Origin of the sequence: Xanthomonas sp. NCPPB 1638 (assembly GCF_041475635.2) — a bacterium.
Classification (GTDB): Bacteria; Pseudomonadota; Gammaproteobacteria; order Xanthomonadales; family Xanthomonadaceae; genus Xanthomonas; species Xanthomonas cucurbitae.
Genome location: NZ_CM192984.1, coordinates 1,478,410 through 1,502,198 on the forward strand (window position 1 = coordinate 1,478,410; position 23,789 = coordinate 1,502,198).

General features: G+C 66.2%; 17 protein-coding genes. 4 read left to right on the forward strand and 13 right to left on the reverse strand.

Features of this window, described 5'->3' with window-relative positions; all coding sequences use genetic code 11:
• Window positions 1–42 precede the first annotated feature (42 nt).
• The 4 genes from dnaK to ACCQ13_RS06435 all read left to right on the forward strand — a co-directional run bounded on the left by dnaK (window position 43) and on the right by ACCQ13_RS06435 (window position 5,870).
• On the forward strand, window positions 43–1,971 hold the full coding sequence (dnaK, locus tag ACCQ13_RS06420) for a molecular chaperone DnaK (protein ID WP_104601790.1): 1,929 nt from the start codon (window positions 43–45) through the stop codon (window positions 1,969–1,971).
• Window positions 1,972–2,109: 138 nt separating this feature from the next.
• Entirely contained in the window at window positions 2,110–3,237 is a 1,128-nt protein-coding gene (gene dnaJ, locus ACCQ13_RS06425) for a molecular chaperone DnaJ (protein WP_104601789.1), read from the forward strand.
• 600 nt (window positions 3,238–3,837) lie between these two features.
• Entirely contained in the window at window positions 3,838–4,746 is a 909-nt protein-coding gene (gene pdxY / locus ACCQ13_RS06430; protein ID WP_104601788.1) for a pyridoxal kinase, read from the forward strand.
• A complete protein-coding gene (locus ACCQ13_RS06435) occupies window positions 4,743–5,870 on the forward strand; it encodes a prephenate dehydrogenase (RefSeq protein WP_159406853.1) in 1,128 nt (375 codons plus the stop codon). The genes pdxY and ACCQ13_RS06435 overlap by 4 nt, the downstream gene beginning before the upstream one ends.
• Before the next feature lie 174 nt (window positions 5,871–6,044).
• On the opposite strand, the gene ACCQ13_RS06440 is transcribed toward ACCQ13_RS06435, so the two are convergent.
• From ACCQ13_RS06440 to ACCQ13_RS06500, 13 genes are all read right to left on the reverse strand, one after another.
• The gene (locus ACCQ13_RS06440) at window positions 6,045–7,448 is read right to left on the reverse strand and encodes a TolC family protein (RefSeq protein WP_104601786.1); all 1,404 of its coding nucleotides are present in this window, start codon (window positions 7,446–7,448) and stop codon (window positions 6,045–6,047) included.
• Entirely contained in the window at window positions 7,445–8,530 is a 1,086-nt protein-coding gene (locus tag ACCQ13_RS06445; RefSeq protein WP_159406854.1) for an efflux RND transporter periplasmic adaptor subunit, read from the reverse strand. The genes ACCQ13_RS06440 and ACCQ13_RS06445 overlap by 4 nt, the downstream gene beginning before the upstream one ends.
• A complete protein-coding gene (locus ACCQ13_RS06450) occupies window positions 8,514–10,202 on the reverse strand; it encodes an ABC transporter transmembrane domain-containing protein (protein ID WP_104601784.1) in 1,689 nt (562 codons plus the stop codon). The genes ACCQ13_RS06445 and ACCQ13_RS06450 overlap by 17 nt, the downstream gene beginning before the upstream one ends.
• A gap of 88 nt (window positions 10,203–10,290) precedes the next feature.
• Complete coding sequence (locus ACCQ13_RS06455; RefSeq protein WP_104601783.1) at window positions 10,291–11,190, reverse strand: hydrogen peroxide-inducible genes activator; 900 nt, start codon at window positions 11,188–11,190, stop codon at window positions 10,291–10,293.
• Window positions 11,191–11,306: 116 nt separating this feature from the next.
• A complete protein-coding gene (locus ACCQ13_RS06460) occupies window positions 11,307–13,076 on the reverse strand; it encodes an ABC transporter transmembrane domain-containing protein (RefSeq protein ID WP_159406855.1) in 1,770 nt (589 codons plus the stop codon).
• On the reverse strand, window positions 13,073–13,675 hold the full coding sequence (locus tag ACCQ13_RS06465) for an IMPACT family protein (RefSeq protein WP_167526844.1): 603 nt from the start codon (window positions 13,673–13,675) through the stop codon (window positions 13,073–13,075). The genes ACCQ13_RS06460 and ACCQ13_RS06465 overlap by 4 nt, the downstream gene beginning before the upstream one ends.
• A gap of 72 nt (window positions 13,676–13,747) precedes the next feature.
• The gene (locus tag ACCQ13_RS06470) at window positions 13,748–14,341 is read right to left on the reverse strand and encodes an LOG family protein (protein WP_104601781.1); all 594 of its coding nucleotides are present in this window, start codon (window positions 14,339–14,341) and stop codon (window positions 13,748–13,750) included.
• A 151-nt stretch (window positions 14,342–14,492) separates the two neighbouring features.
• Window positions 14,493–15,929, reverse strand: a complete 1,437-nt coding sequence (gene lpdA / locus ACCQ13_RS06475) for a dihydrolipoyl dehydrogenase (RefSeq protein ID WP_104601780.1) — start codon at window positions 15,927–15,929, stop codon at window positions 14,493–14,495.
• Between the two features lie 146 nt (window positions 15,930–16,075).
• Window positions 16,076–17,278: a dihydrolipoyllysine-residue succinyltransferase gene (sucB, locus tag ACCQ13_RS06480; RefSeq protein WP_159406857.1), complete on the reverse strand. Its 1,203-nt coding sequence runs from the start codon at window positions 17,276–17,278 to the stop codon at window positions 16,076–16,078.
• Between the two features lie 42 nt (window positions 17,279–17,320).
• Window positions 17,321–20,149, reverse strand: a complete 2,829-nt coding sequence (locus ACCQ13_RS06485; protein ID WP_159406858.1) for a 2-oxoglutarate dehydrogenase E1 component — start codon at window positions 20,147–20,149, stop codon at window positions 17,321–17,323.
• 180 nt (window positions 20,150–20,329) lie between these two features.
• A complete protein-coding gene (locus ACCQ13_RS06490) occupies window positions 20,330–21,262 on the reverse strand; it encodes a GNAT family N-acetyltransferase (RefSeq protein ID WP_159406859.1) in 933 nt (310 codons plus the stop codon).
• Window positions 21,259–22,719, reverse strand: a complete 1,461-nt coding sequence (locus ACCQ13_RS06495) for a ribosomal protein uL16 3-hydroxylase (RefSeq protein WP_159406860.1) — start codon at window positions 22,717–22,719, stop codon at window positions 21,259–21,261. The genes ACCQ13_RS06490 and ACCQ13_RS06495 overlap by 4 nt, the downstream gene beginning before the upstream one ends.
• 402 nt (window positions 22,720–23,121) lie before the next feature.
• Window positions 23,122–23,622, reverse strand: a complete 501-nt coding sequence (locus ACCQ13_RS06500; protein WP_104601775.1) for a DUF3060 domain-containing protein — start codon at window positions 23,620–23,622, stop codon at window positions 23,122–23,124.
• Between the last annotated feature and the right edge of the window lie 167 nt (window positions 23,623–23,789).

A 23,789-nucleotide genomic window follows, 5' to 3' on the forward strand; every position in this document is an offset into this window, starting at 1 on the left:
GGCGTCGCCGGACACAGCTAAAGACTCATCAGGAGCGTATCCATGGGCAAGATCATTGGTATTGACCTCGGCACCACGAACTCGTGCGTGGCGATCATGGACGGCGGCAAGGCCCGCGTCATCGAAAATTCCGAGGGCGACCGCACCACGCCCTCCATCGTCGCCTACACCAAGGACGGTGAAGTGCTGGTTGGTGCCTCGGCCAAGCGCCAGGCGGTGACCAACCCGAAGAACACCTTCTACGCGGTGAAGCGCCTGATCGGCCGCAAGTTCACCGACGCCGAAGTACAGAAGGATATCTCGCATGTGCCGTACGGCATCCTGGCGCACGACAACGGCGACGCCTGGGTGCAAACCAGCGATGCCAAGCGCATGGCGCCGCAGGAAATTTCCGCGCGCGTGCTGGAAAAGATGAAGAAGACTGCCGAGGATTTCCTCGGCGAGAAGGTCACCGAGGCCGTCATCACGGTGCCGGCGTACTTCAACGACAGCCAGCGCCAGGCCACCAAGGATGCCGGCCGCATCGCCGGTCTGGACGTCAAACGCATCATCAACGAGCCGACCGCCGCAGCCCTGGCCTATGGCCTGGACAAGAACGGCGGTGACCGCAAGATCGCCGTGTACGACCTGGGCGGCGGCACCTTCGACGTGTCGATCATCGAGATCGCCGAGGTCGATGGCGAGAAGCAGTTCGAAGTGCTGGCCACCAACGGCGACACCTTCCTGGGCGGCGAAGACTTCGACAACCGCGTCATCGAGTACCTGGTTGACGAATTCAACAAGGACCAGGGCATCGACCTGCGCAAGGATCCGTTGGCGCTGCAGCGCCTGAAGGACGCCGCAGAGCGCGCCAAGATCGAGCTGTCGACCAGCCAGCAGACCGAAGTGAACCTGCCGTACGTCACTGCCGATGCCTCAGGTCCGAAGCACCTCAACATCAAGTTGACCCGTGCCAAGCTCGAAGCGCTGGTGGAAGATCTGGTCAAGAAGTCGATCGATCCGTGCCGCACCGCGCTGAACGACGCTGGCCTGCGCGCCAGCGACATCAACGAGGTGATCCTGGTCGGCGGTCAGACCCGTATGCCGAAGGTGCAGCAGGCGGTTGCCGATTTCTTCGGCAAGGAACCGCGCAAGGACGTCAACCCGGACGAAGCCGTGGCCGTGGGCGCCGCGATCCAGGGCGGCGTGCTGGCCGGCGACGTCAAGGACGTGCTGCTGCTGGACGTGACCCCGCTGTCGCTGGGTATCGAAACCATGGGCGGGGTGTTCACCAAGATCATCGAGAAGAACACCACCATCCCGACCAAGGCCTCGCAGACCTTCTCCACCGCCGAAGACAACCAGTCGGCCGTGACCGTGCATGTGCTGCAGGGTGAGCGCGAGCAGGCCCGCTTCAACAAGTCGCTGGCCAAGTTCGACCTTTCCGGCATCGAGCCGGCGCCGCGCGGCATGCCGCAAGTGGAAGTGTCCTTCGACATCGACGCCAACGGCATCCTGCACGTCTCGGCCAAGGACAAGAAGACCAACAAGGAACAGAAGGTCGAGATCAAGGCCGGTTCGGGCCTGTCGGATGAAGAGATCCAACGCATGGTCGCCGACGCGGAAGCCAACCGCGAGGAAGACAAGAAGTTCCAGGAGCTGGTGCAGACCCGCAACCAGGCCGATGGCCTGATCCACGCCACCCGCACCGCGATCACCGAGCATGGCAGCAAGGTCGGTGGCGATGTGATCGGCAAGGTGGAAGCGGCGCTGGCCGACCTGGAAACCGCCATGAAGGGCGACGATAAGGCGCAGATCGAAGCACGCAGCAAGACTCTGGAAGAAGCCGGCCAGTCGCTGTACGCGGCGGCGGCAGCAGCAGAGCAGGGCGGTAACGCCGATGCGGCCAGCGGCAACGCGCAGACCTCCAAGGCCGCCGACGACGTGGTGGACGCCGAGTTCACCGAGGTCAAGGACGATAAGAAAGCGTGAGTCGGGAATAGGGAATAGAGAATCGGAGGAGCGATGCGACGGCATCGCTCCTTCGCTGTTCTGACCCCACCGAACGCTGATTGATTTGAGGATGTACGCTTTGAACGATTCCCTTCTCCCGATTCCCGATTCCCTGTCATGAGCAAACGCGATTACTACGAAGTGCTGGGCGTTGCCCGCGGTGCCAGCGACGAGGAGCTGAAGAAGGCTTATCGACGTTGTGCGATGAAGCACCACCCCGATCGCAATCCTGGTGACGCGGCTGCCGAAGCGGCGTTCAAGGAATGCAAGGAAGCCTACGAAGTGCTGTCCGATGGCAACAAGCGGCGTGCCTACGATGCGCACGGCCATGCCGCGTTCGAGCACGGCATGGGGGGCGGCGGCGGGCCGGGTGGCCCGGACATGGGCGATATCTTTGGCGATATCTTCGGCAATATTTTTGGCGGTGGCGCCGCCGGTCCGCGCGCTGCGCGACGTGGTGCCGACGTCGGTTACGTATTGGAGCTGGATCTGGAAGAAGCCGTCGCCGGCATCGAGCGACGCATCGAGATCCCGACCCTGATCGAATGCACGTCCTGCCACGGCAGCGGCTCGGAAGACGGCAAGGTCGAGACCTGCGGCACCTGTCATGGGCGCGGCCAGGTGCGCATCCAGCGTGGCATCTTCGCCATGCAGCAGAGCTGCCCGCATTGCGATGGGCGCGGCACGCTGATCCGCAATCCATGCAAGGTCTGCCACGGTGCCGGTCGCGTGGAAGAGAACAAGGTGCTGTCGATCAAGGTGCCTGCCGGGGTGGATACCGGCGACCGCATCCGGCTGGCAGGCGAGGGCGAGGCCGGCCCGGCCGGCACCCCGCCGGGCGATCTGTACGTGGAAGTGCGGGTGCGCGAGCATGCGATCTTCCAGCGCGACGGCGACGATCTGCATTGCGAGGTGCCGATCCGTATTTCGCAGGCGGCGCTGGGCGATACCGTGCGTGTTGCGACCCTGGGTGGCGAAGCGGAAATCCGCATCCCGGCCGAAACGCAGACCGGCAAGTTGTTCCGCCTGCGCGGCAAGGGCGTGCGTTCGGTGCGCAGCCGCAGCGAAGGCGATCTGTATTGCCGCGTGGTGGTGGAAACGCCGGTCAACCTCACCGCCGACCAGCGCGAGCTGCTGCAGCAGTTCGAGGCCACCTTCACCGGTGAGGATGCCCGCAAGCATTCGCCCAAGTCGGCGACCTTCATCGACGGCGTCAAGGGCTTCTGGGACAGGATGACCTCGTAAGCGACGTCTGTTTTTGTCACCAAGGCTGCTGACATAAGTGCCTGTTCCTTGCAGGAGCAGGTGTCGCAAGACGTGCCAGAAGAACAACATCCTTCTCCTGCCGGGATATTGGCCGCCTTCATGGAGAGAATCTGCTCCTTAGAGGCGGATGAGGGCATGCGCGAAGCCTGCTGAAGCCTGGGTCCATGTGGGCTTCGCCGCGTACCCTCACCCCAACCCCTCTCCCGCAGGGAGAGGGGCTTTGCTCGCCTTCTTCGGGAGAAGGTGCCTTGTTCCCTTCTCCCTCCGGGAAAATGTGCCTTGTTCCCTTCTCCCGCCGGGAGAAGGTGCCCGAAGGGCGGATGAGGGTACGCCGTACCGATCGTCAACCCAACGCCCGCTTGCAAGCGGCACCGTTGGCGTCGAAAAGACTGCAAGTCATGCGCACAGCGCTGAAGCGTCCGGCCGCGTTTGCAAAGCAGATCAAGTCGAACGTCGGCGCCGTTCAAAAGAGCGCACCCACTTCAGCGCGCAACACGCAACGTCGCCTCATTCCAGTCACGTCACGCGCTCACGCGTTGCGGCGGATAATGGCGTCCTGTTCTCACGACGGCGTTTCCCATGAGCGATGCAACCGATAGCCACCTTGTCCACGGTCGCCGCCAGCGCCCGGAGGGTCCTTCGCCGATCGATGTGATCTCGGTGCAGTCGCAGCTGGTCTATGGCCACGCCGGCAACAGTGCGGCGGTGCCGCCACTGCGCGCGCTTGGCCTGCGCGTGGCCGAAGTGCCCACTACGCTGTTGAGCAATGCGCCGTTCTATTCCACGCTGCGTGGCCGCATCCTGCCGGCCGACTGGCTGGCGGATCTGTTGCTCGGCGCCACCGAACGCGGCCTGCCGCAACGCGCACGCATGCTGGTGTCCGGCTACTTCGGCAGCCTGGCCAACGGCGAGGCGTTTGCCGACTGGCTGCAGCAGACCCTGCCGCAGGCACCGCAACTGCGCTACTGCCTGGATCCGGTGATTGGCGATACGCATACCGGCCCCTACGTCGAGCCGGGATTGGAACGGGTCTTTGCCGAACGCCTGCTGCCGCATGCCTGGCTGGTGACGCCCAATGCGTTCGAACTGGGACGCTTGACCGGCCTGCCCAGCCTGCAACAGGACGATGCCATCGTGGCCGCCCGCGCCTTGCTCGCGCGCGGGCCACACTGGGTGCTTGCACACAGCGTGGCCGGCGGTGCCGGCGAGCTGGTGACGCTGGCGGTCAGCAACACGGCGGTGTATCGCTGGGCCAGCCCGCACCTACCGGTGGATGTCGCCGGTACCGGCGACGTGTTGATGGCGTTGTTGATCGGATTCCTGCTGCGCGACCTGCCGTTCGAGCAGGCGGTGGGCCATGCGCTTGGTGGTGTGCATGGCGCCCTGGAAGCGACCCTGGCTGCAGGGCATGAAGAGTTCGATGTGCTTGCCGCCGCCCCGGCCGCACTCGCCGCATCGCCACGCTTCGCCGTCGAGCGCCTGGCATGATCGCCCAACCGGTCGTCGGGATCGTCGGCAGTGCCGGTGCCTACGGGCGATGGCTGGGGCAGTTCCTGCGCACGCGTATGCAGCTGCAGGTGATTGGCTTTGATCCTGCCGATGCCGGTAGCATGGACGAGGCCACGCTGGCGCAGCAGGCAGATGTACTGATCTTTGCCGCACCCATCCGCCACACGGCCGTGTTGATTCAGCGCTATGTCGCGCTGGCCGGCCCGCGCGCGGTCTCGCAACTGTGGATGGACGTCACTTCGATCAAGCAGGCGCCGGTGGCGGCGATGCTGGTGTCCTCGGCCGAGGTGGTCGGCCTGCATCCCATGACCGCACCGCCCAAGTCGCCGACCTTGAAGGGCCGGGTGTTGGTGGTCTGCCAGGCGCGCCTGCAGCACTGGACGCCGTGGGTGCAGGCGTTGTGCACCGCCTTGCAGGCCGAGTGCGTCTACGCGACTGCCGAACACCACGACCGGGTGATGGCGCTGGTACAGGCGATGGTGCACGCCACCCACCTGGCGCAAGCCGGCACCTTGCGCGACTACGCGCCGCTGCTGGGCGAGCTGCAGGCGCTGATGCCCTACCGCTCGGCCGCGTTCGAGCTGGACACTGCGGTCATCGCGCGCATCCTCTCGCTCAATCCGGCGATCTACGAAGACATCCAGTTCGGCAACCCCTACGTTGGCGAGATGCTGGACCGGCTGCTGGCGCAATTGCAGCAGTTGCGCGCGCTGGTGGCGCAGGGCGATGACGCGGCGCGTGTACAGTTCCGCCGCCGCTTTCTGGACGACACTGCTGCGGCCCTAGAACCGCAGACCCTGGCTGCCGGCAACTACACCTACGAACGGCTGGGCTACCTGTTGGCCGACCTGACCGAGTCCCTGGCCTTGAGCGTCTACCTGCCTGAAGACCGGCCAGGTTCGCTACGCGCCTTGCTGCACGTGTTCGAACGGCACACGGTGAACCTGTCGTCGATCCACTCCTCGCGCACGCCGCTGGGTGAACTGCACTTCCGGATCGGATTCGAGCCCGATAGCGATCCTGCTGCGCTGAGGCGGGCAGCCAGCGAGATCGACCACAGCGGGATCGGGCGTGTGCTGGAGCGTGTGGAGCGCAAGGCCTGAGCGTGGCGCGCGCATTGCACACAGGCACGTGTTCCATCCACAACGGATGTGGATGAAACCTGCACAAGCATGTGGATAACTGCCGACGGCCCCTGTCCGGCAAGGCCGTCGATCGCGTTGGTCAAAAAATGACCAGGCAATCATCAGGGCGTGGAGAGCTGCAATTCGCCGCCCTCAGCGGCTCAGTCGCAGCGCATCGCGGTCGGCGGTAGCCGCGGCCAGCTCGGCACGCGCCGAGGCGATACGGGCCTGTGCATCGACCAGGCGCACGCGGGCATCGTTGGCGGTTTCCTCGCGCTGGTTGACCAGGAAGAAGTCGCCCGACCCCAGCTCGAAGCGCCGCCGCTCGGCTTCGGCCAGGCGGTCGGCCAGGCTGCGTTCCTCATCGGCGATCTTGGCCAGGCGCTCGGCGGCGGTGAGCGAGATCACCACCGATTCCACCTCGACCGAGATCTGGTCGCGCAGGAAACGGCTGCGCTGATCCAGCGCTTCGATCTCGGCGCGCGCTTCGGCGACCCGACCCTTGGCGGCGCGGTTCTCCAACGGCACGCTGAAACGGAAGCCGATGATGGCATCGGTGGGCGAGCGGTTGGGGCCGCCCACGCCGGGCGGGCCGAAGTCCTTGCTGACCTCGACGCTGACATCCAGGCGCGGCTTCAGGTCGTTCTGCGCCAGCATCAGCCGCGCAGTGGCCTGGTCGATGCGCGTCAGCACGGCGCGGTAATCGGGCCGCTCCACCGGGGCGGTGATCCTGCTGGCGCCGGCTAGCCCTTCCAGCGCGGAGGTATCGGCCGGCAGGCGTTCGGCGGTCACCGTCAGCGGCATGCCGGCATCGTCGCGCAGATACAGCGACAAGCCATTGGCGGCGCTTGCGAAGTCCTGCTCCGAGCGCACTACCAGCGCGCGGCGACGCACCAGGTTCTGGTCGTTCTCGGTCAACAGGATCGTGGGACGTGCGCCCAGCGTCACCTGCCGGGAAATCGCGGTGCGGCGGCGCTCGGCCAGCTCCAGCAGGTCCCGATAGGCGCGCAGTCTCAGGCCGGCCGCGACCCAGCTCTGATAGGCGTCCACCGCGCGGCGCTGCACGCCGATGGCCACCATCTGCGCTTCGTACTGGGCCACGTCGATGTCGGTGCTGGCCACGCTACGACGGGTGCGGCGCTCGTCCACGACGCGGTCGCGCAGCAGCGCGTACAGCGCGCCGACCTTCACTTCGCCGCCGCGGTCGGTGTAGGACTTGTCTTCGTAGATCGGAAACTCGCCCCGCGAGGAGCGGTAGCCGCCGTAGTAATAGCCGCCATTGGTCTCGAATGGCCGCTTGACGCCGGTTTCGATGGTGCTGCCGTCGTAATAGCCGGCCTCGCGCGAGCGGCCCTCGATGTCGAAAACGGTATCGAAGGCGCCGTCGGCCGAGATCCCCTTGCCTTCGGCCTGGCGGACCTTGGCCAGCGCTTCGACGATCTGCGGCGCCGAGCGCGCCGAGGATTGCAGTACCTCGTCCAGGGTCAGTGGCGCGGCCTGGGCGAACGCCGCACCGGGGCAGAGTGCGATCAACAAGACAACAAGACGATGCCTCATTTCTTGCCCGTCGCGTCTTCTTCGGTCTTGCCGGCGGCTGGCTTGGCCTTGCCATCCTGCTGCATGCCCGCTGCGGGGCGCTGCCCGAATTCCAATGGGAAATTGTTGAGCTGGCGCCACAGTTCGTAGCCCACCTTCACCGTCTCGCCCTGCACCCAGCCGCGCACCTTGCCGCCCTGGCGGGCGAATTCCTGGGCGGGCCAGGCCGGTTTGCCCGGCGCCGGTTCGACCAGGATGCGGAACACGCCGTCGGGCGCAGCATTGGGGTCGATGGCGCGCACCCGGCCGTCGAACATACCGTGCGCCACCGACGGCCAGCCGCTGAACTGGATCGCCGGCCAGCCTTCGAATTCCAGCCGCACCGGGCGGCCGGGACGGATCAGCGGTACGTCGCGGCCGTCGATGTACAGCTCGACCGCGCGTTCCACCCGCTCGGGCGCGATCACCGCCAGCACGGTGCCTGGCGACACCATCGCACTGCCGCTGGCGGCGTTGAGTTGTTGCACGCGGCCATCGCGCGGGGCGCGCACCAACTGCGCGGACTGGCGGTTTAACTGGATGTCGATGCGGGTCAGCTTGGCGCGCGATTCGGCCAGCTTGGCATCGGCTTCGGCCACCTTGATCTGGGTCAGCTCGAAGTCGCGGCGGCCTGCCAGACCTTCGGCGAGCAATTGCCGGCTGCGCTCCACGTCGATGCTGGCAACTGCACGCGACTGCTGGAGGGCGGCGATCTCGGCCTGCGCCTGCGCCCGTTCGCTGGCGAGGCGGGTGAGCAGGTCAGGATCCAGGTCGCCCACGCGGGCGATCGGATCGCCCTTGGACACATGCTGGCCGTCGTGCACGTACCAGCGTTCCACCCGGCCGGGCACGAACGCGGTGACCTGCTGCTGGCGGTCGTCCGGATCCAGCGCCACCACCTGGCCCTTGCCGCTGGCGGTCTGTACCCAGGGCACCAACGCCAGGATGGCACTGCAGATGACGATGCCGATCAGCAGCATCCAGGCCAGCACCTTGGCGATGCTGGGCGGGCGCATGGCCGACAGGGTGGGGAAGTGCAGCATGCGGTCAGTGGCGTATTGCATTGCCTGCCTCCTGTGCCGATGCGATCAGTTCCGCCCGCGTGGCGTAGCGTTGCTGGTGTCCAGGCTCCAGCCGGAACCAGCCATCCAGGGTGATGTCTTCCGGCCGGCCGGTACACAGCAAGACCGTGGTTCCGGCGTCCTTGAGCCGGCGCAGCACCGCCGCCAGGCGTTCGGTGGGGATCAGGTCGAACAGCTGCGACAGCATCAGCACCCGCGGGCGTACCAGCAAGGCGTTGGCCAGCTTCAGGCCCATCACATCGCCGATCCACAGCGGGTAGCCCGAGGCCGCCAGGCGCGTATCCAGGCCCTGCGGCAGTGCGGCGATGCGGGCGCGCAAGCCCACCGCATCGATCGCTTCGAGCATGCTCTCGGAGCTGACGTCCGGCGAGGCCATCGACAGGTATTCGCGAATGGTGACTTCCACGATGGTGGGGCGATCAAGCACAGTGACTTCCGAGCGCAGCAGGTACATGTCGAAGGTCGCCATGTCGGCGCCGCCCACCATCACCAGCCCGCGCTCCGGGACCTCATGGCGCTTGAGTACCATCGCCAGCAGACGTTCGGCGCCACCGGATGCCAGCGTGACCAGCTGCTCGCCGGCCTCCAGCGCGAAATCGAAGCGCGCACCTTCGATCACCACGCCATCCAGGCGCACGTCGCTGTTGCGCGGGGTCTTGCCAGCAATGGCCACCGCGCGCTCCTGCGGGATGGCGTACAGCAGCGATAATTCCTCTGCGCTGGCCACCAGGTCGTAGAACGTATCCAGGTAGGTCCCCAACTGCGCGATGCCGTAGAACACCGCGCTCAGGATCAGCTCGGCCGCCACCAGCTGGCCGATCGACAATTCGCCACGCAGGATCAGGCTGCCGCCCAGCGCCAGCAGCGCCGCGCTGGCCACCGCATAGGTGAGTAGAAATGCCAGCGTCTGGGTGAATGTGTAGCGGAAATGACGCCGATGGCGTGCCACATAGGCCGCCGTCACCGCTTCGGAGCGCTCCATCGCAAAGTTGAGGTGGCGGCTGGATTTGTAGAAACCATTGGAGCCGCCAACGCTTTCCAGCCAGTGTGCGGCATTGTGCTTGGCGTGACTCAGGTCGACTGCGGTGCGGATCGAACTGCGTGACCAGATCATCCAGATCGAGAAGATCACCAGCAACAGCAGCGCATTGAAGGCCAGGAAGAACGGATGGTAGAAACTGGTGACGATCAGCCCCACCGCCGACTGCAGCACGATGGTGAAGGCGCCCACGGCCAGGCTGGGGACAGCCTTCTGCACCACCACCAGGTCGAAGTAGCGGTTGAACATGTCGCCGCGGTTCTGGTCGGTGAAGAAGGGGTTCTGGGCGTGTACCGCCCGCACCGTGATCTCGGCCACCACCCGCGCGAACAGCCGGCGCTCGAACAACGCCATGACCCACACCCGCATCGCGCTCAGGGCGGCCACCAGCAGCAGCAGGCCCAGCAGCAGGCCGGACAGTGTCCATAGCGGCGTGGGCAGGGCGATATTGGCCACGCTGTTAATCAGTAGCTGCACCGAGATCGGGGTCGCCAGCGACAGCAGGCTAATCGCGATGCCGTACACCAGGGCCAGCCGCACATACGGCATGTCCGGCCCGACGATCTCCGCCAGCCAGCCCGCCGCTTCCCGCCATCCGATCTGCTTTGCCGCCATGTTCCTTCCACTGTTGATTTCAAGCAAGCATTGACGAGTTGCGGCAACAGAACAAGGCCGAACCGCTTATCCACCGCATAGGATTTTCCTATGCCGCTGCCGCGCGCAGCAAGTCGGCGATCAGCCCGAACGCGGGCGCGCGGCCGGCGCCTTGCCGCCAGAGCAGTCCAATCTCGCGGTAATAGCGTCCTCCCTTGATCGGACGCACCACCACGTCGTCGCCTTCGCGGATCTCCTGGCGCACGTACAGGTCGGGCAGCAGCGCCAGCCCCATGCCCATGCCGGCCATTTGCCGGATCGCATCCAGACTCGTTCCTTCGTAATCGCGCAGGACATTGGCGCCGACGTCCACCGCAATCGCGCTGATCTGTTCGGCCAGGCGGTAGTCCGGCATCAGCGTGAGCAGGTTGGCGCCACGCAGGTCGGCCGGGGTGATGTGGCGTTTGCTGCGCAGCGGGTGATCGGCGGCCATGGTCACGTGCAATGGCTCGCGGAACAGCCGTTCGCTGTGCAGGTTGCGGCCGGCCATCGGCAGTTGCACCAGCACCAGGTCGTGCACGCCATTGGCCAGGTCGTTGGCCAGCACGTTCGGCAAGCCTTCGCGGACGTGCACGCGCAACGCCGGGTGCTCGCGATGCAGGCGCGCCACCAGGCTGGGCATCAGATAGGCGCCCAGCGTGGGCGAGACGCCGAGCCGGATGGTGCCGATCAAGGTGTCGGCCGAGGTGGCGCGCAGCTCTTCCAGGTCGGCCACGTCCAGCAGGATGCCGCGTGCGCGGTCGCGCAGGTCGCGGCCCAGCGGGGTCAGGATGGCGGGCACGCCGCGCTCGAACAGCGGTGTACCGATGATGGTCTCCAGTGCGCGGATCTGCTGTGACAGCGACGGCTGCGACACGCCCATCTGCTCTGCCGCGCGGGTGAAACTGCCGGTGTCGGCCAGCGCGACGAAGTAGCTGAGTTGGCGAAGCGTGGTCTTGGGGCGGGGCATGGGTTCAGCCGTGCAGGCAGTGGCGGAAGCGCAGCATCGGTGGCGGGTGGGTGAACGCCGCGTAGCGGCCGCCGGCGCGTCAGCCAGGCGTCACTAATCGATGTCACCAATCAGCGTCACTGATCGATGAACTGCAGCCGCGCCAATTCCGCATACAGGCCGCCCTCTGCGATCAGCTGTGCGTGGGTGCCCTGCGCAACGATGCGGCCGGCATCCATGACCACGATGCGGTCGGCTTTGAGCACGGTGGCCAGGCGGTGCGCGATGACCAGGGTGGTGCGGCCCTGCATCAGCCGATCCAGCGCTTGCTGCACGGCGCGTTCGCTCTGCGCATCCAGTGCGCTGGTGGCCTCGTCCAGCAGCAGGATCGGCGCGTCCTTGAGCAGGGCACGCGCGATTGCCACGCGTTGTTGCTGGCCGCCGGACAGGCGCGTGCCGCGCTCGCCCAGCTCGCTGGCGTAGCCCTGCGGCAGCGCCCGGATGAAGACATCGGCTTCGGCAGCCGCAGCGGCGGCTTCCACCTGCGCGTCGCTGGCCTGCAGCCTGCCGTAGCGGATGTTGTCGGCGGCACTGGCGGCGAACAGGGTGGGTTGCTGCGGCACCAGCGCAATGTGTTCGCGCAAGCGCACCGGGTCGGTGTCGCGCAGGTCCACCTCGTCGATGCGCACGCGGCCACTCACCGGGTCATGGAAGCGCAGCAGCATCGACAACACCGTGCTCTTGCCGGCGCCGGAGGGGCCAACCAAGGCCACGGTCTCGCCGGGGCTGACATGCAGGTCGAAGTGATCCAGCGCCGGTGCAGCGGGGCGCTGCGGGTAATGGAACACCACCTGGTCGAAGTGGATCGCGCCATGCAGCGGCTGCGGCAACGGCGTGGGCGTGGCCGGTGCCACGATTACCGACTGTTCGTCGAGCAGTTCGCCGACGCGGCCCATGCCGCCGGCGGCGCGCTGCAGTTCGTTCCACACCTCGGCCAATGCCCCGACCGAACCGCCGCCGATCAGCGCGTACAACACGAACTGCCCCAGCGTGCCCGGGGTCATGCGCCCGGACACCACATCGTGCGCGCCCAGCCACAGCACACCGACGATGGCGCCGAAGATCAGCATGATCGCCACGGCGGTGACGCCTGCCTGGGTACGTACCCGCAGCCGTGCGGTGTCGATGGCGGACAACAGCGCCTGGCTGAACCGTTGGCTCTCGTACTGCTCGCGCGCATGCGCCTGCACGGTGCGCACCGCGCCCAGGGTTTCGGCGGCCAGCGTATTGGCATCGGCCACGCGGTCCTGGCTGGCGCGCGAGATCTTCTGCAGCCGGCGCGCGCCCAGCACGATGGGCAGCACCGCCAGCGGGATGCCGATCAGGGTGAAGCCGGCCAGACGTGGGCTGGTGACGAACAGCATCACCATGCTGCCGACCACCGTCACTGTACTGCGCAACGCCACCGACATGGTGGTGCCGATCAAGCCGCGCAGCAGTTCGCTGTCGGCCGACAGCCGCGACACCAGTTCGCCGCTACGGCTACGGTCGTGAAAGCCGGCGTCCAGCCCGATCAGATGCGCATACAGGCGGCCACGTAGGTCGGCGACCACCTTTTCGCCCAGCAGCGAGACGAAGTAGAACCGTGCCGCGGTGGCCAGTGCCAGTACCACCGCCACCACGAACAGTAGGGCGAATGCCTGGTTGATCTGCGCCCCGCCGGAGAAGCCGTGGTCGATCATGCGCTTGACCGCGGCCGGCAGGCTCAGCGTGGCCGCCGAGGAAATCGCCAGCGCGATCAGCCAGGCGGCAAACAATCCGCGCTGGCGCTGCACGAACGGCCACAGGGCGCGCAGGCTGCCAAGCTTCCGCAACGGGTTGGGCCTGGCGGCGGCTGGCTGGTTCATGCGGCTTCCGGTGTTGAGAGGTGGACACGGTTGCGACTGGCGTCGCACAGGCGGGTTTTCAAGCCTGCAAGCTGATCTGCAGGCAATTGCACGCGCAAGGCTGCGCCATCGGCATCGAAACGCTCGTCCAGCTTGTCGGCATGGAAGGCGACCAAGGCGGCATGCACCAGCCCCAGGTCGTCGAACCGACAGTGCAGATCCAGCTGCGTCAGTGCGATCAATGGCCGTCGCGTCGCCAGCCGCAGGCACTCGGCCGCAGCGCCGCCATAGGCGCGCACTAACCCGCCGGCACCGAGCTTGATGCCGCCGTACCAACGGGTGACCACCACCACGACGCGATCCAGGCCCTGGCCATCGATCGCCGCCAGGATCGGCCTGCCCGCCGTGCCGCTGGGCTCGCCATCATCGCTGGAGCGGTATTCCTGCCCGAAGCGGTAGGCCCAGCAGTTGTGGGTGGCATCGGGGACCGCCACGCGTTGCACCAGTTCCAGTGCCTGTGCGGAAGCATCCAGTGCACAGGCGTGGGCCAGAAAGCGACTGTGCTTGATGTCCAGGCTGTGGTGCGCGTCAGCGGCAAGGGTCTCTGGCATCGCCGCCATTGTACTGCGGGGTGGTGGCACCGATTGCGGCGGCGTGATCGCCGACGCCCTGTTGCGGGCGCCGGCGACCGGTCATACCAGCGTGGAGCGACGCTTCTCGTCGATCCATTTCGAGGCCTGGGCCGGCGTGTAGTGCTGCATCCATTCCAGCATCTGCGCGATGTCGCTGCCGTACCACAGGTCGGTGCGCTGGTCCGGGTGCAGGAAGCGCTCTTCCACCATGCGATCGATCATGCCGATCAGCGGCGCATAGAAGTTCTCGATATCCAGAAAGGCGCAGGGCTTGTTGCCGATGCCGAGCTGGCGCCAGGTGAGCATTTCGAAAATCTCTTCCATGGTGCCGAAGCCACCGGGCAGGGCGACGAAGGCATCGGAGAGTTCGAACATGCGCATCTTGCGCTCGTGCATGGAGCCGACGATTTCCAGCGTGGTCAGCCCGCGATGCGCCACTTCCCAATCGGCCAGTTGCTGAGGAATGACGCCGGTCACTTCACCGCCGGCCGCCAGGACCGCATTGGCCACCGTGCCCATCAGCCCGACATTGCCGCCACCGTAGACCAGGCGCAGGCCGTGCGCAGCAATGCGCTGACCCAGCGCCGTGGCGCGCTCGACATAGGCGGGCTTGTTACCGGCATTGGAGCCGCAATAGACGCAGAGGCTTTTCATGGGGGGAATCGGGAGTTGGGAATAGGGAATGGGTCGAAGCAAATACAGAAGCCAGAACGCATGACGCCGGACCTAGGTCCGGCGTCAGCATGAGGAGTGAGGTGATGGGAACGCTCTTACGATTCCCAATTCCCCACTCCCGATTCCCGGCTTAGTTAGCCTTATGGATCGCGCGCTTGCTCACCGCCATCGCGGCGTCGTGGATGGCTTCGGACAGCGTCGGGTGCGCATGGCAGATACGTGCCAGGTCGTCGGCCGAGCCGTTGAATTCCATCGTCAGCACGCCTTCGTGCACCAGCTCGGAGACGCCCACGCCCACCAGGTGCATGCCCAGCACGCGGTCGGTCTCGGCATCGGCGATCACCTTGACGAAGCCGGCCGGCTCGCCCATGGCCACCGCGCGGCCGATTGCCGCAAACGGGAAGCTGCCAGCCTTGTAGGCCACGCCTTCGGCCTTGAGCTGCTGCTCGGTCTTGCCGACCCAGGCAATTTCCGGCTCGGTGTAGATGACCCACGGAATGGTGTCGAAGTTGACGTGACCGGGCAGGCCGGCGATCAGCTCGGCCACCGCGATGCCTTCCTCGAAGCCCTTGTGCGCCAGCATCGGGCCGCGCACGCAGTCGCCGATCGCCCACACGCCGTCGACGCCAGTGTGGCAATGGCCATCGACCTCGATCTGACCACGGTCGGTGACCTTGACCCCGGTGCCGTCGGCCAGCAGGTTCTTGGTGGCGGCCTTGCGGCCCACGGCCACCAGCAGCTTGTCCACGGTCAGGGTCTGCTCGCCGGCGGCGTCGGTGTAGTTGAGCACCACCTGCCTGGCATCGCCGCTGCCGGTGATCTCGGTCTTGCCGACCTTGGCACCCAGCTTGATATCCAGGCCCTGCTTCTTGAATTCCTTCAGCGCGGTCTTGGCCACTTCAGCGTCGGCCAGCGCCAGGAAGTCCGGCAGCGCTTCGAGGATGGTGACCTCGGCGCCCAGGCGCTTCCACACGCTACCCAGCTCCAGGCCGATCACGCCAGCGCCGATCACCGCCAGGCGCTTGGGCACGGCGGTGAAATCCAGGCCGCCGACGTTGTCCACGATGGTGTCGCCATCGAACTTGGCGAACGGCAGTTCGATCGATTCCGAACCGGCCGCCAGGATCACGTTGGTGCCCTTGAGCTCGATCTCGCCGCCTTCGTGCTGGGTGACCTTGACGATATTGCCCGGCAGCAGCTGGCCGAAGCCGTAGTACGGGGTGATCTTGTTGGCCTTGAACAGCATCGCGATGCCGCCGGTGAACTGCTTCACGATCTTGTCCTTGCGGCCGATCATGGTGGGCACGTCCATCTTGGCGTCGTTGAAGCTGATGCCGTGGTCGCCGAACAGGTGACCCATGTTCCAGAACTGGCGCGAGGAATCCAGCAGCGCCTTGGACGGAATGCAGCCCACGCGCAGGCAGGTACCGCCCAGGGCGGGCTTGCCGTCCTTGCCGAGTGCCGCATCGATGCAGGCGACCTTCATGCCCAGCTGGGCCGCGCGGATGGCGGCGTGATAACCGGCCGGACCAGCACCGATGACGACGACGTCGAATTGTTCGCTCATTTCATTTGCTCACGGGAATGGGGAATAGGGAATGGGGAATCGCAGCAGCGCATGCGCCTGTCGCGTCCCATCCAGGTCCAGGCGGGAATGGAGCGGTCGATGGGTGCTTGTCCCATTCCCGACTCTCCATTCCCGATTCCCGGCGCTTACAGACCGAACAGCATGCGGCCCGGGTTTTCCAGCTGATTCTTGATGTCGACCAGGAACTGCACCGAATCCTTGCCGTCGATGATGCGGTGGTCGTAGGACAGCGCCAGGTACATCATCGGGGCGATCACCACCTGGCCGTTCTCGGCGATCGGACGTTCCTTGATCGCGTGCATGCCCAGGATGGCGCTCTGCGGCGGGTTGATGATCGGGGTGGACAGCAGCGAGCCGAAGGTGCCGCCATTGGTGATGGTGAAGGTGCCACCCTGCAGGTCATCCAGGCCCAGCTTGCCGGCGCGCGCCTTGGCGGCGTAGTCGGCGATGCCCTGTTCGACGTCGGCGAACGACTGGCGCTCGACGTTACGCAGCACCGGCGTGACCAGGCCCTTTTCGGTGGAGACGGCAATCGAGATGTCGCTGTAGCCGTGATAGATGATGTCGTCGCCGTCGATCGAGGCGTTGACCAGCGGGAAGCGCTGCAGCGCGTTGGCAGCGGCCTTGACGAAGAAGCTCATGAAACCGAGCTTGATGCCGTGGGCCTTCTGGAACTCGTCCTGCAGCTCCTTGCGTGCGGCCGACACCTTGGCCAGGTTCACTTCGTTGAAGGTGGTCAGCATCGCGGTGGAGTTCTTGGACTCCATCAGGCGCTTGGCAATGGTCTTGCGCACGCGGGTCATCGCCACGCGCTCTTCCGGCCGGGCGCCCGACGCCTTGCCCACGCCGCCGGCCTTGGCGAAGTTGACGATGTCTTCCTTGGTCACCGCACTGCGGCGGCCGGTGCCTTCGACCTGCGACGGATCCACGCCCTGGGTGATCGCGGAGAAACGCGCACCCGGGGGCAGCGCATCTGCAGCAGACTTGGACGCGGCGGCCGGCGCGGCGGCGGCAACTGGCGCCGCCGCTGCAGCAGGAGCAGCCGGCGCAGCAGCCTTTTTCTCTTCGGCCGGCGCGGCAGCAACCACGGCACCTTCTTCGATGATTGCCAGGATTTGGTTGCTGGTGACCGTGCTGCCGGCTTCGAACTTGATTTCCTTCAGTACGCCATCGACCGGCGAAGGAACTTCCAGCACGACCTTGTCGGTTTCCAGGTCGACCAGATTCTCGTCGCGCTTGACCGCTTCGCCGGCCTTCTTGTGCCAGCTGGCGATGGTGGCGTCGGAAACGGATTCGGGCAGTACCGGAACTTTGACTTCGGTGGCCATTCGGGGAGCGTCCTAGGGTTTTCGTTCTTTGGGGAAGAGGAGTTATTCAGCGACTTGGTCGTTGAACGGATTGATGAGCGCATCGGCGACCAGCTTCTGCTGTTCGGCGATGTGGTCGGCCATGTGGCCAGCGGCAGGCGAGGGCGAACGGGCGCGGCCGGCGTAATGCAGGCTCTGACCACCGGCCAGGCAGAAGTTGAGGTGGTGACGGATCTGGTACCACGCACCCTGGTTCTGCGGTTCTTCCTGGCACCACACCACGTCGGTGGCATTGGCATAGCCCTTGAGCTCGGCCGCCAGCTGCGCACGCGGGAACGGGTACAGCTGCTCGATGCGCACGATGGCAACATCGTCCTGGCCGCGCTTGGTCTGGTCTTCGAGCAGGTCGTAGTAGACCTTGCCCGAGCACAGCACCACGCGCTTGACCTTGGCCGCCTCGGCCTTGGCATCCGGGATCAGATGCTGGAATTGCCCGTCGGCCAGTTCTTCCAGGCTCGACACCGCCAGCTTGTGGCGCAGCAATGACTTGGGCGTCATCACCACCAGCGGCTTGCGGGTAGTCATGCGCATCTGGCGCCGGATCATGTGGAAGCACTGCGCCGGGGTGGTCGGTACGCAGACCAGCATGTTCTCCAGCGCGCACAGCTGCAGGAAGCGCTCCAGGCGTGCGGAGCTGTGCTCCGGGCCTTGCCCTTCGTAACCATGCGGCAGAAACAGCGACAGGCCTGCGATACGCCCCCACTTGGCTTCGCCAGCGGCAATGAACTGGTCGATGACCACCTGCGCGCCGTTGGCGAAGTCGCCGAACTGCGCTTCCCAGATGCACAGTGCATTCGGGTCGGTGGTGGAGTAGCCGTATTCGAAGCCCATCACCGCTTCTTCGCTGAGCAGCGAGTCGATGACGGTGGCGTCTTCGGGGTTCTGCACCAGCTGGCGCAGCGGCAGGTAATAGTTGTCGGTCTTCTGGTCATGCAGGATCGCGTGACGGTGGAAGAACGTGCCGCGACCGGCGTCCTGGCCGACCAGGCGCAGCTTGTGGCCTTCGGCCAGCAACGTGGCATAGGCCAGGTTCTCGGCGAAGCCCCAGTCGCCCAGTTGGTCGCCGGCGGCCATCTTGACGCGATCGTCGTAGATCTTGGCCACGCGCGCATGCAGCTCGACGCCTTCGGGGATGGTGGTGATCAGCTTGGCCAGGCGGTCCAGCTGCTCGCGCTGGACGCGCGTATCCACCGGGTCGGCGGCGGTGCCGACCAGGTACTTGGACCAGTCGATGGCAAATTCGTCCGGCTTGCGCTTGGCCAATTCGGTGGTGTATTCGCCCGAATCGAGCTTGTTGCGGTAGCCGTCCACCAGCGCCTTGGCCTCGTCGGCGCTCAGCACGCCGTCGCTTTCCAGCTTGGCGGCATACAGCTCGCGGGTGGTCTTGTGCTTGCGGATGGTCTGGTACATCACCGGCTGAGTCGCTGCCGGTTCGTCGGCCTCGTTATGGCCCCAGCGGCGGTAGCAGACCAGGTCGATGACCACGTCCTTCTTGAACCGCTGGCGGAATTCATAAGCCAGCTTGGACACGAACATCACCGCGTCCGGGTCGTCGCCGTTCACGTGGAAGACCGGCGCGCCGATCATCTTGGCGACGTCCGTGCAGTACAGCGTGGAACGCGCGTCGTCACGGGTGCTGGTGGTGAAACCGATCTGGTTGTTGATGACGATGTGCACGGTACCGCCGACCGCGAAACCGCGCGCCTGCGACATCTGGAACAGTTCCATCACCACGCCCTGGCCGGCGAAGGCGGCATCGCCGTGGATCAGGATGGGCAGCACGGTCTTGCGCTCGGCATCGCCGAAGCGCTCCTGGCGCGAACGCACGCTGCCGACCACGACGGGATCGACGATTTCCAGGTGCGAGGGATTGAACGCCAGTGCCAGATGCACCTGCTTGTCGCTGCCGACTGCGATATCGGCCGAGAACCCCATGTGGTACTTGACGTCGCCGGTGTGCGCGCGGTCGTCATGGGCATGCTCGAACTTGCCTTCGAACTCGTCGAACAGCTTGCGCGGGTTCTTGCCCAGCGTATTGACCAGCACGTTGAGGCGGCCGCGGTGGGCCATGCCGATCACGATGTCCTTGACCTGATCGTTGCCGGACTGGCGAATGATCTCGTCCATCATCGGGATCAGCGCATCGCCGCCTTCCAGCGAGAAGCGCTTCTGGCCGACGTACTTGGTGTGCAGGTAGCGCTCCAGGCCTTCGGCGGCGGTGAGCCGCTCCAGGGTGCGCTTGCGGCTGGCCGCGTCGCCAGCGATCTTGCCGCCGGCATCTTCCAGGCGCTTGTAGATCCACTGGCGCTGGTCGAATTCCTGGATGTGCATGAATTCGGCGCCGATGGTGCTGGCGTAGGTCGCCTTCAGGCGCACCAGCAGGTCCTTCAGCTTCATGCGCGGCTGGCCGCCGACGCCACCGGTGCTGAACTCGCTGTCCAGATCCGCCTGCGAGAGGCTGTGGAACGGCAGGTCCAGATCGGGCGGGTTGACCGGAGGGGTCAGGCCGAGCGGGTCCAGCTGCGCGCCCAGGTGGCCACGCGCACGGTAGGCGGTAATCAGGCGGCCGACGTTACGCTCGCGCTCGTCGCTGGCCGCTGCGCCGGTGCCGGCGTTGGCGGCCTGCCTGGAGGCAGTGAGAATATGGGCGATGGCGGCCGAATGCGGCACGTCACCGGCATCGCGACCCTGGAAACCGTCGAAATAACTCTTCCACTTCGGATCGACACTGTCCGGGGCGACGAGGTACTGCTCGTACAGATCCTCGATGTAGGCGGCGTTGCCGCCGGCGAGCTGCGATGACTGCGCGAACTGCTTTAGGAGATTATCCACGATGGTAAGTCGGGTCTGCTGTGGGGATGATTGTGCGGAAGCGGCAGGGCAAGATGCCTTGTCGGTCGGTCTCAAATCTCGAAAAATTATACCCCCTTGCGCTGGTGAGGGGGCGTCTGCGAGCTGACCGGCGGGGTAGACCACTGGCGTGCGCGCCTGCGTGAGAAGGGCCTTGCGGCATCAGATACCGAGTGCACGCGCCTCGTTCCAAAGTGCGCTGCGCCCCCATATCTGCGCGAATTCGCGCGCCAGCTGGCGGCTGCGGGCCGCGCCGGACAGCCAGGTTTTGCCGTCGTCGTAGCGATGACCTGTTGGACGAAAGTAGTAGGCGTCGTCGCCGACCACGTAGGCCGACGCATCACTGGTATCGACCGGATCGCTGACCGCGCGGAACCGGAACACGCTGGGCAGGCGTTGCGCCAGGCGCAGCATGGCGCTGCTACTGGCAGTGGCGCTGGCGGTGTCCTGCACCAGCACCTGCACCCGCTTGTCGTGGCGGGCGGTGGCGAAGCGGCGCAATGCGTCCAGCACCGCGGCGTTGTCGAACAGCGGCGGGTCCAGGGCACGGGTATAGATCAGTACCTGGCGGCGCGCGCTGCACAGCAGGCCGGTGGTGGCAGCCAGGGCGGTACCGAGGGTGTCCACCGCCATCGGGCCGTCGAGCCGGCGATGGACTGGCGTTCCGGGTGCATCGCCGATGTCGGCACTGCGGTCGGTTGACAGGTCTGCAGGGCTGTCGGGAAGAAAACCCTGGCGTGCGAACACCGCCTCGGCGCCGGCGGTGACGCGGGCCTGCAGGCGTGGCCAGCCATGCTGGGTGGCGCTGACCACGGCGGCGGAAAGCAGTTGGTCTGACAGGCCGCGGCGGCGCCAGTCCGGCAGTAGGCCAAGCCGGTCGATGCGCCGGTCCGGGGTCAGCCGGACCGAGGCGACCAGTTGGCCGTCCTCGGTCCGTGCGGCCAGGTGCAGGCTGAGCGGGTCCAGTGCGTCCCACTCGTCCTCGGCCGGACCGCCCGGGGCCGCGCTGCCGCAGGCCCGGCGCAGCGCACGCAGGGCCGCCGCGTCGGTGGCCGGGTCCAGCGAAACGATCCGTGGCCTGCCGTGTGGGCTCATGTGCGCGGAGAGGTGCCTTCGTCTTCGTCGCTGTCCTCGTCCTCGTCTTCGCCGAGGTCCGCTTCGGTGGCATCGACGCGCTCCTGCGGGTTGTCCGCGTCGTCTGCGATCGCCTCCACATCCGCGTCGTGGTCGATGGCGGCGTCGGCGTCCACGGTATCGGCGTCGTCATCTGCGTCGTCGTGATCGGCTGATACGCTCAGTGCAGCTGCCTGTGCGTGGTCGATGTCCTCGATGTCCTCATGCGTGTCGTCATGGGCACGCTGGTAATGGCCCTGGGCCAGCAGCTCCAGCACCACCTCGCGGCCGCGTGCCGATAGCTGCCCGTAGAGCGTGCCATCGATCTCTTCGGCCGCCGCCAGGCGTGCGGCGTCCTTGGCCGACAGCGCAAATTCCAGACCGCTGCAGAACAGGGTGGCGCCGCGCTTGGCACGCCGCCAGGCCAGCCGCGACCACGGGTGGCGATACAGCACCACGCCTTCGTCCAGGGCCTGTTCGACCGCCTCGCGCGGAATCGGTTCCGGTGCCGGCACCACGTCGCCGGAGGCGCGGTAGGTGGTCATGAAGCGGCCGAACCAGTCGCCCAGGCGATCCGGGTCGTTCATGCGTAGCGCATTGAGCGCTTCGACCACGCGGTTCATCGCAGTGACGTCGATCTCGTACGGGTCGGCCGGCAGCTTCAGGTCTTCGTCGTGATAGCGCACGGCCTCGTCGGCATCGGCGATCAGGGTGTCCAGGTAGTCGCCGATCAGCTCGGCCGAGGAGGGCGCGCGGGTGCCGATGGAGAAGGTCAGGCAGGGATCTTCGGCCACGCCGTGATGCGGCACCAGCGGTGGCAGGTACAGCATGTCGCCCGGGCCCAGTACCCAGTCGTGGGTGGGCTTGAAGTCGCGCAACAGTTTGAGGTCGACATCGGCGCGGAATGCCTGTGGCGTGGGCTTGCGGCCCTGCGAGGCGCGCGCATCGATCTGCCAGCGGCGGTGGCCCTGGCCCTGCAGCAGGAACACGTCGTAATGATCGACATGCGCGCCGACCGAACCGCCGGTGGCAGCGAAGCTAATCATGATGTCGTCGATGCGCCAGCGCGGCAGGAAACGGAACTGCTCCAGCAGGCCGCGCACGTCGGCGTCCCACTTGTCCACGTCCTGCACCAGCAAGGTCCAGTCATGGTCGGGCAGGCCGGGGAAGTCGGTTTCCTGAAACGGGCCGGTGCGCACGTCCCAGCCGTCGGTGGCGCGGTCGTGGCGGATCAGCCGCGCCAGCACGCCCTCCTCGCAGGCCAGCCCGGCCAGGTCTTCCGGCTGCAGCGGCGAGACGAAGTCCGCGAAGGCATTGCGGATCAGCAGTGGGTGCTTGTGCCAGTAGGTGCGCAGGAAGCGCTCCACCGGCATGCCCAGCGGCTGACCCGGACGGGCCTGGACTTCGATGACGGGAGGGTTTGCCTTGCGTGCAGCCATGGGGGTTCCTTGCAGGGGATCGATGAAGTGCCGGCGGCGCAGGCCGGGCCGGCGCGTACCGGCACCATTGTCCGATGCCTGCGCCGGATCTGCACCTGCAAGCGGGGGCGCGAACAGGCAAGGCTTCAGGGAAGTGGTGGCCGGCGATCCCGCACCGATGTAGGCCCGCTGTGGTGAGCGACGCTTCGCCGTGCAGCATGGCCCTGTGCCTGGGTCCTGCCTTGGGATCTGCCCGGCGTGTGGCCGGGTGGGCGTGCTGGGCCGCGACTGCGGCAGGCCCCGTCATGAGGCGGCGCTGACCGACGCTGGGATATTGGCGAACGCCGTGGCGAGAGCCCTTGGTCCTGCGGGTAACCGCGTAGCGTGCGCGCCGCCGGTTGCAGCGTCACGCACGGAGGTGGCTTACATCAGCTTGTTGCCACTGCCGCTGTCGTCCAGCGTCGGCTTGCTGGATGGGTTGACGGTGTTGTCGTTGCCGGAAAACCGTACTTGCTTCACTTCGCGCGCCAACACCAGGTTCTTGTTGCCCTGGATGTCCACGCGATCCACATTGGTCAGATTCAGCGTGTTGTCGTGACCGCTCACGCTGAGCTGGCCGAGCTGCCTGTTGAGTACGGTGAAATTGCTGCCTTCCACGCGGATGCTGCGTGCGTTGTCCAGATTCATCGCGCCACGTGAGGCGGTGATGGTCACTGCGCCGCAGTTGCCATGCAGGATCCATTCGCTGTCATTGCGGGTCAGCCGGACATCCTTGCCATCGCAATCCGCGCCGCTGGCCGGGTCGGTGAGGGTGGAGGACATGGCCGATACCGCCTGCGCGGCCGGGCCGTCGGCACCGCATCCGCTCAATGCGGCGATGCTGGACAGCGCAATCAGCGACGCGATACTCCGAACTGCACGCATGGGTGGTCCCTCGCTTGGATGAGGCCGGCACCATAGCAGCCAGGCCGGGAAGCGTCGTTGACGCCGGCTCGACGCCCGGGCATTGCCGGCCAATCCGGCCACGCTTCCCGTTCGGGACGGCGGCAGACACGCGACCATCCATCGTGCGTCAGCGATGGCCGGGCCTG

Excerpts from the sequence above, each read along its gene's own strand:
- dnaJ (WP_104601789.1), top strand. The coding sequence starts at position 2,110 with ATGAGCAAACGCGATTACTACGAAGTGCTGGGCGTTGCCCGCGGTGCC.
- ACCQ13_RS06465 (WP_167526844.1), bottom strand. The coding sequence starts at position 13,675 with ATGGCGGCGATGCCAGAGACCCTTGCCGCTGACGCGCACCACAGCCTG.
- ACCQ13_RS06460 (WP_159406855.1), bottom strand. The coding sequence starts at position 13,076 with ATGAACCAGCCAGCCGCCGCCAGGCCCAACCCGTTGCGGAAGCTTGGC.
- ACCQ13_RS06500 (WP_104601775.1), bottom strand. The coding sequence starts at position 23,622 with ATGCGTGCAGTTCGGAGTATCGCGTCGCTGATTGCGCTGTCCAGCATC.
- pdxY (WP_104601788.1), top strand. The coding sequence starts at position 3,838 with ATGAGCGATGCAACCGATAGCCACCTTGTCCACGGTCGCCGCCAGCGC.
- lpdA (WP_104601780.1), bottom strand. The coding sequence starts at position 15,929 with ATGAGCGAACAATTCGACGTCGTCGTCATCGGTGCTGGTCCGGCCGGT.
- sucB (WP_159406857.1), bottom strand. The coding sequence starts at position 17,278 with ATGGCCACCGAAGTCAAAGTTCCGGTACTGCCCGAATCCGTTTCCGAC.
- ACCQ13_RS06455 (WP_104601783.1), bottom strand. The coding sequence starts at position 11,190 with ATGCCCCGCCCCAAGACCACGCTTCGCCAACTCAGCTACTTCGTCGCG.
- ACCQ13_RS06440 (WP_104601786.1), bottom strand. The coding sequence starts at position 7,448 with ATGAGGCATCGTCTTGTTGTCTTGTTGATCGCACTCTGCCCCGGTGCG.
- ACCQ13_RS06450 (WP_104601784.1), bottom strand. The coding sequence starts at position 10,202 with ATGGCGGCAAAGCAGATCGGATGGCGGGAAGCGGCGGGCTGGCTGGCG.
- dnaK (WP_104601790.1), top strand. The coding sequence starts at position 43 with ATGGGCAAGATCATTGGTATTGACCTCGGCACCACGAACTCGTGCGTG.
- ACCQ13_RS06490 (WP_159406859.1), bottom strand. The coding sequence starts at position 21,262 with ATGAGCCCACACGGCAGGCCACGGATCGTTTCGCTGGACCCGGCCACC.
- ACCQ13_RS06435 (WP_159406853.1), top strand. The coding sequence starts at position 4,743 with ATGATCGCCCAACCGGTCGTCGGGATCGTCGGCAGTGCCGGTGCCTAC.
- ACCQ13_RS06495 (WP_159406860.1), bottom strand. The coding sequence starts at position 22,719 with ATGGCTGCACGCAAGGCAAACCCTCCCGTCATCGAAGTCCAGGCCCGT.
- ACCQ13_RS06470 (WP_104601781.1), bottom strand. The coding sequence starts at position 14,341 with ATGAAAAGCCTCTGCGTCTATTGCGGCTCCAATGCCGGTAACAAGCCC.
- ACCQ13_RS06445 (WP_159406854.1), bottom strand. The coding sequence starts at position 8,530 with ATGCAATACGCCACTGACCGCATGCTGCACTTCCCCACCCTGTCGGCC.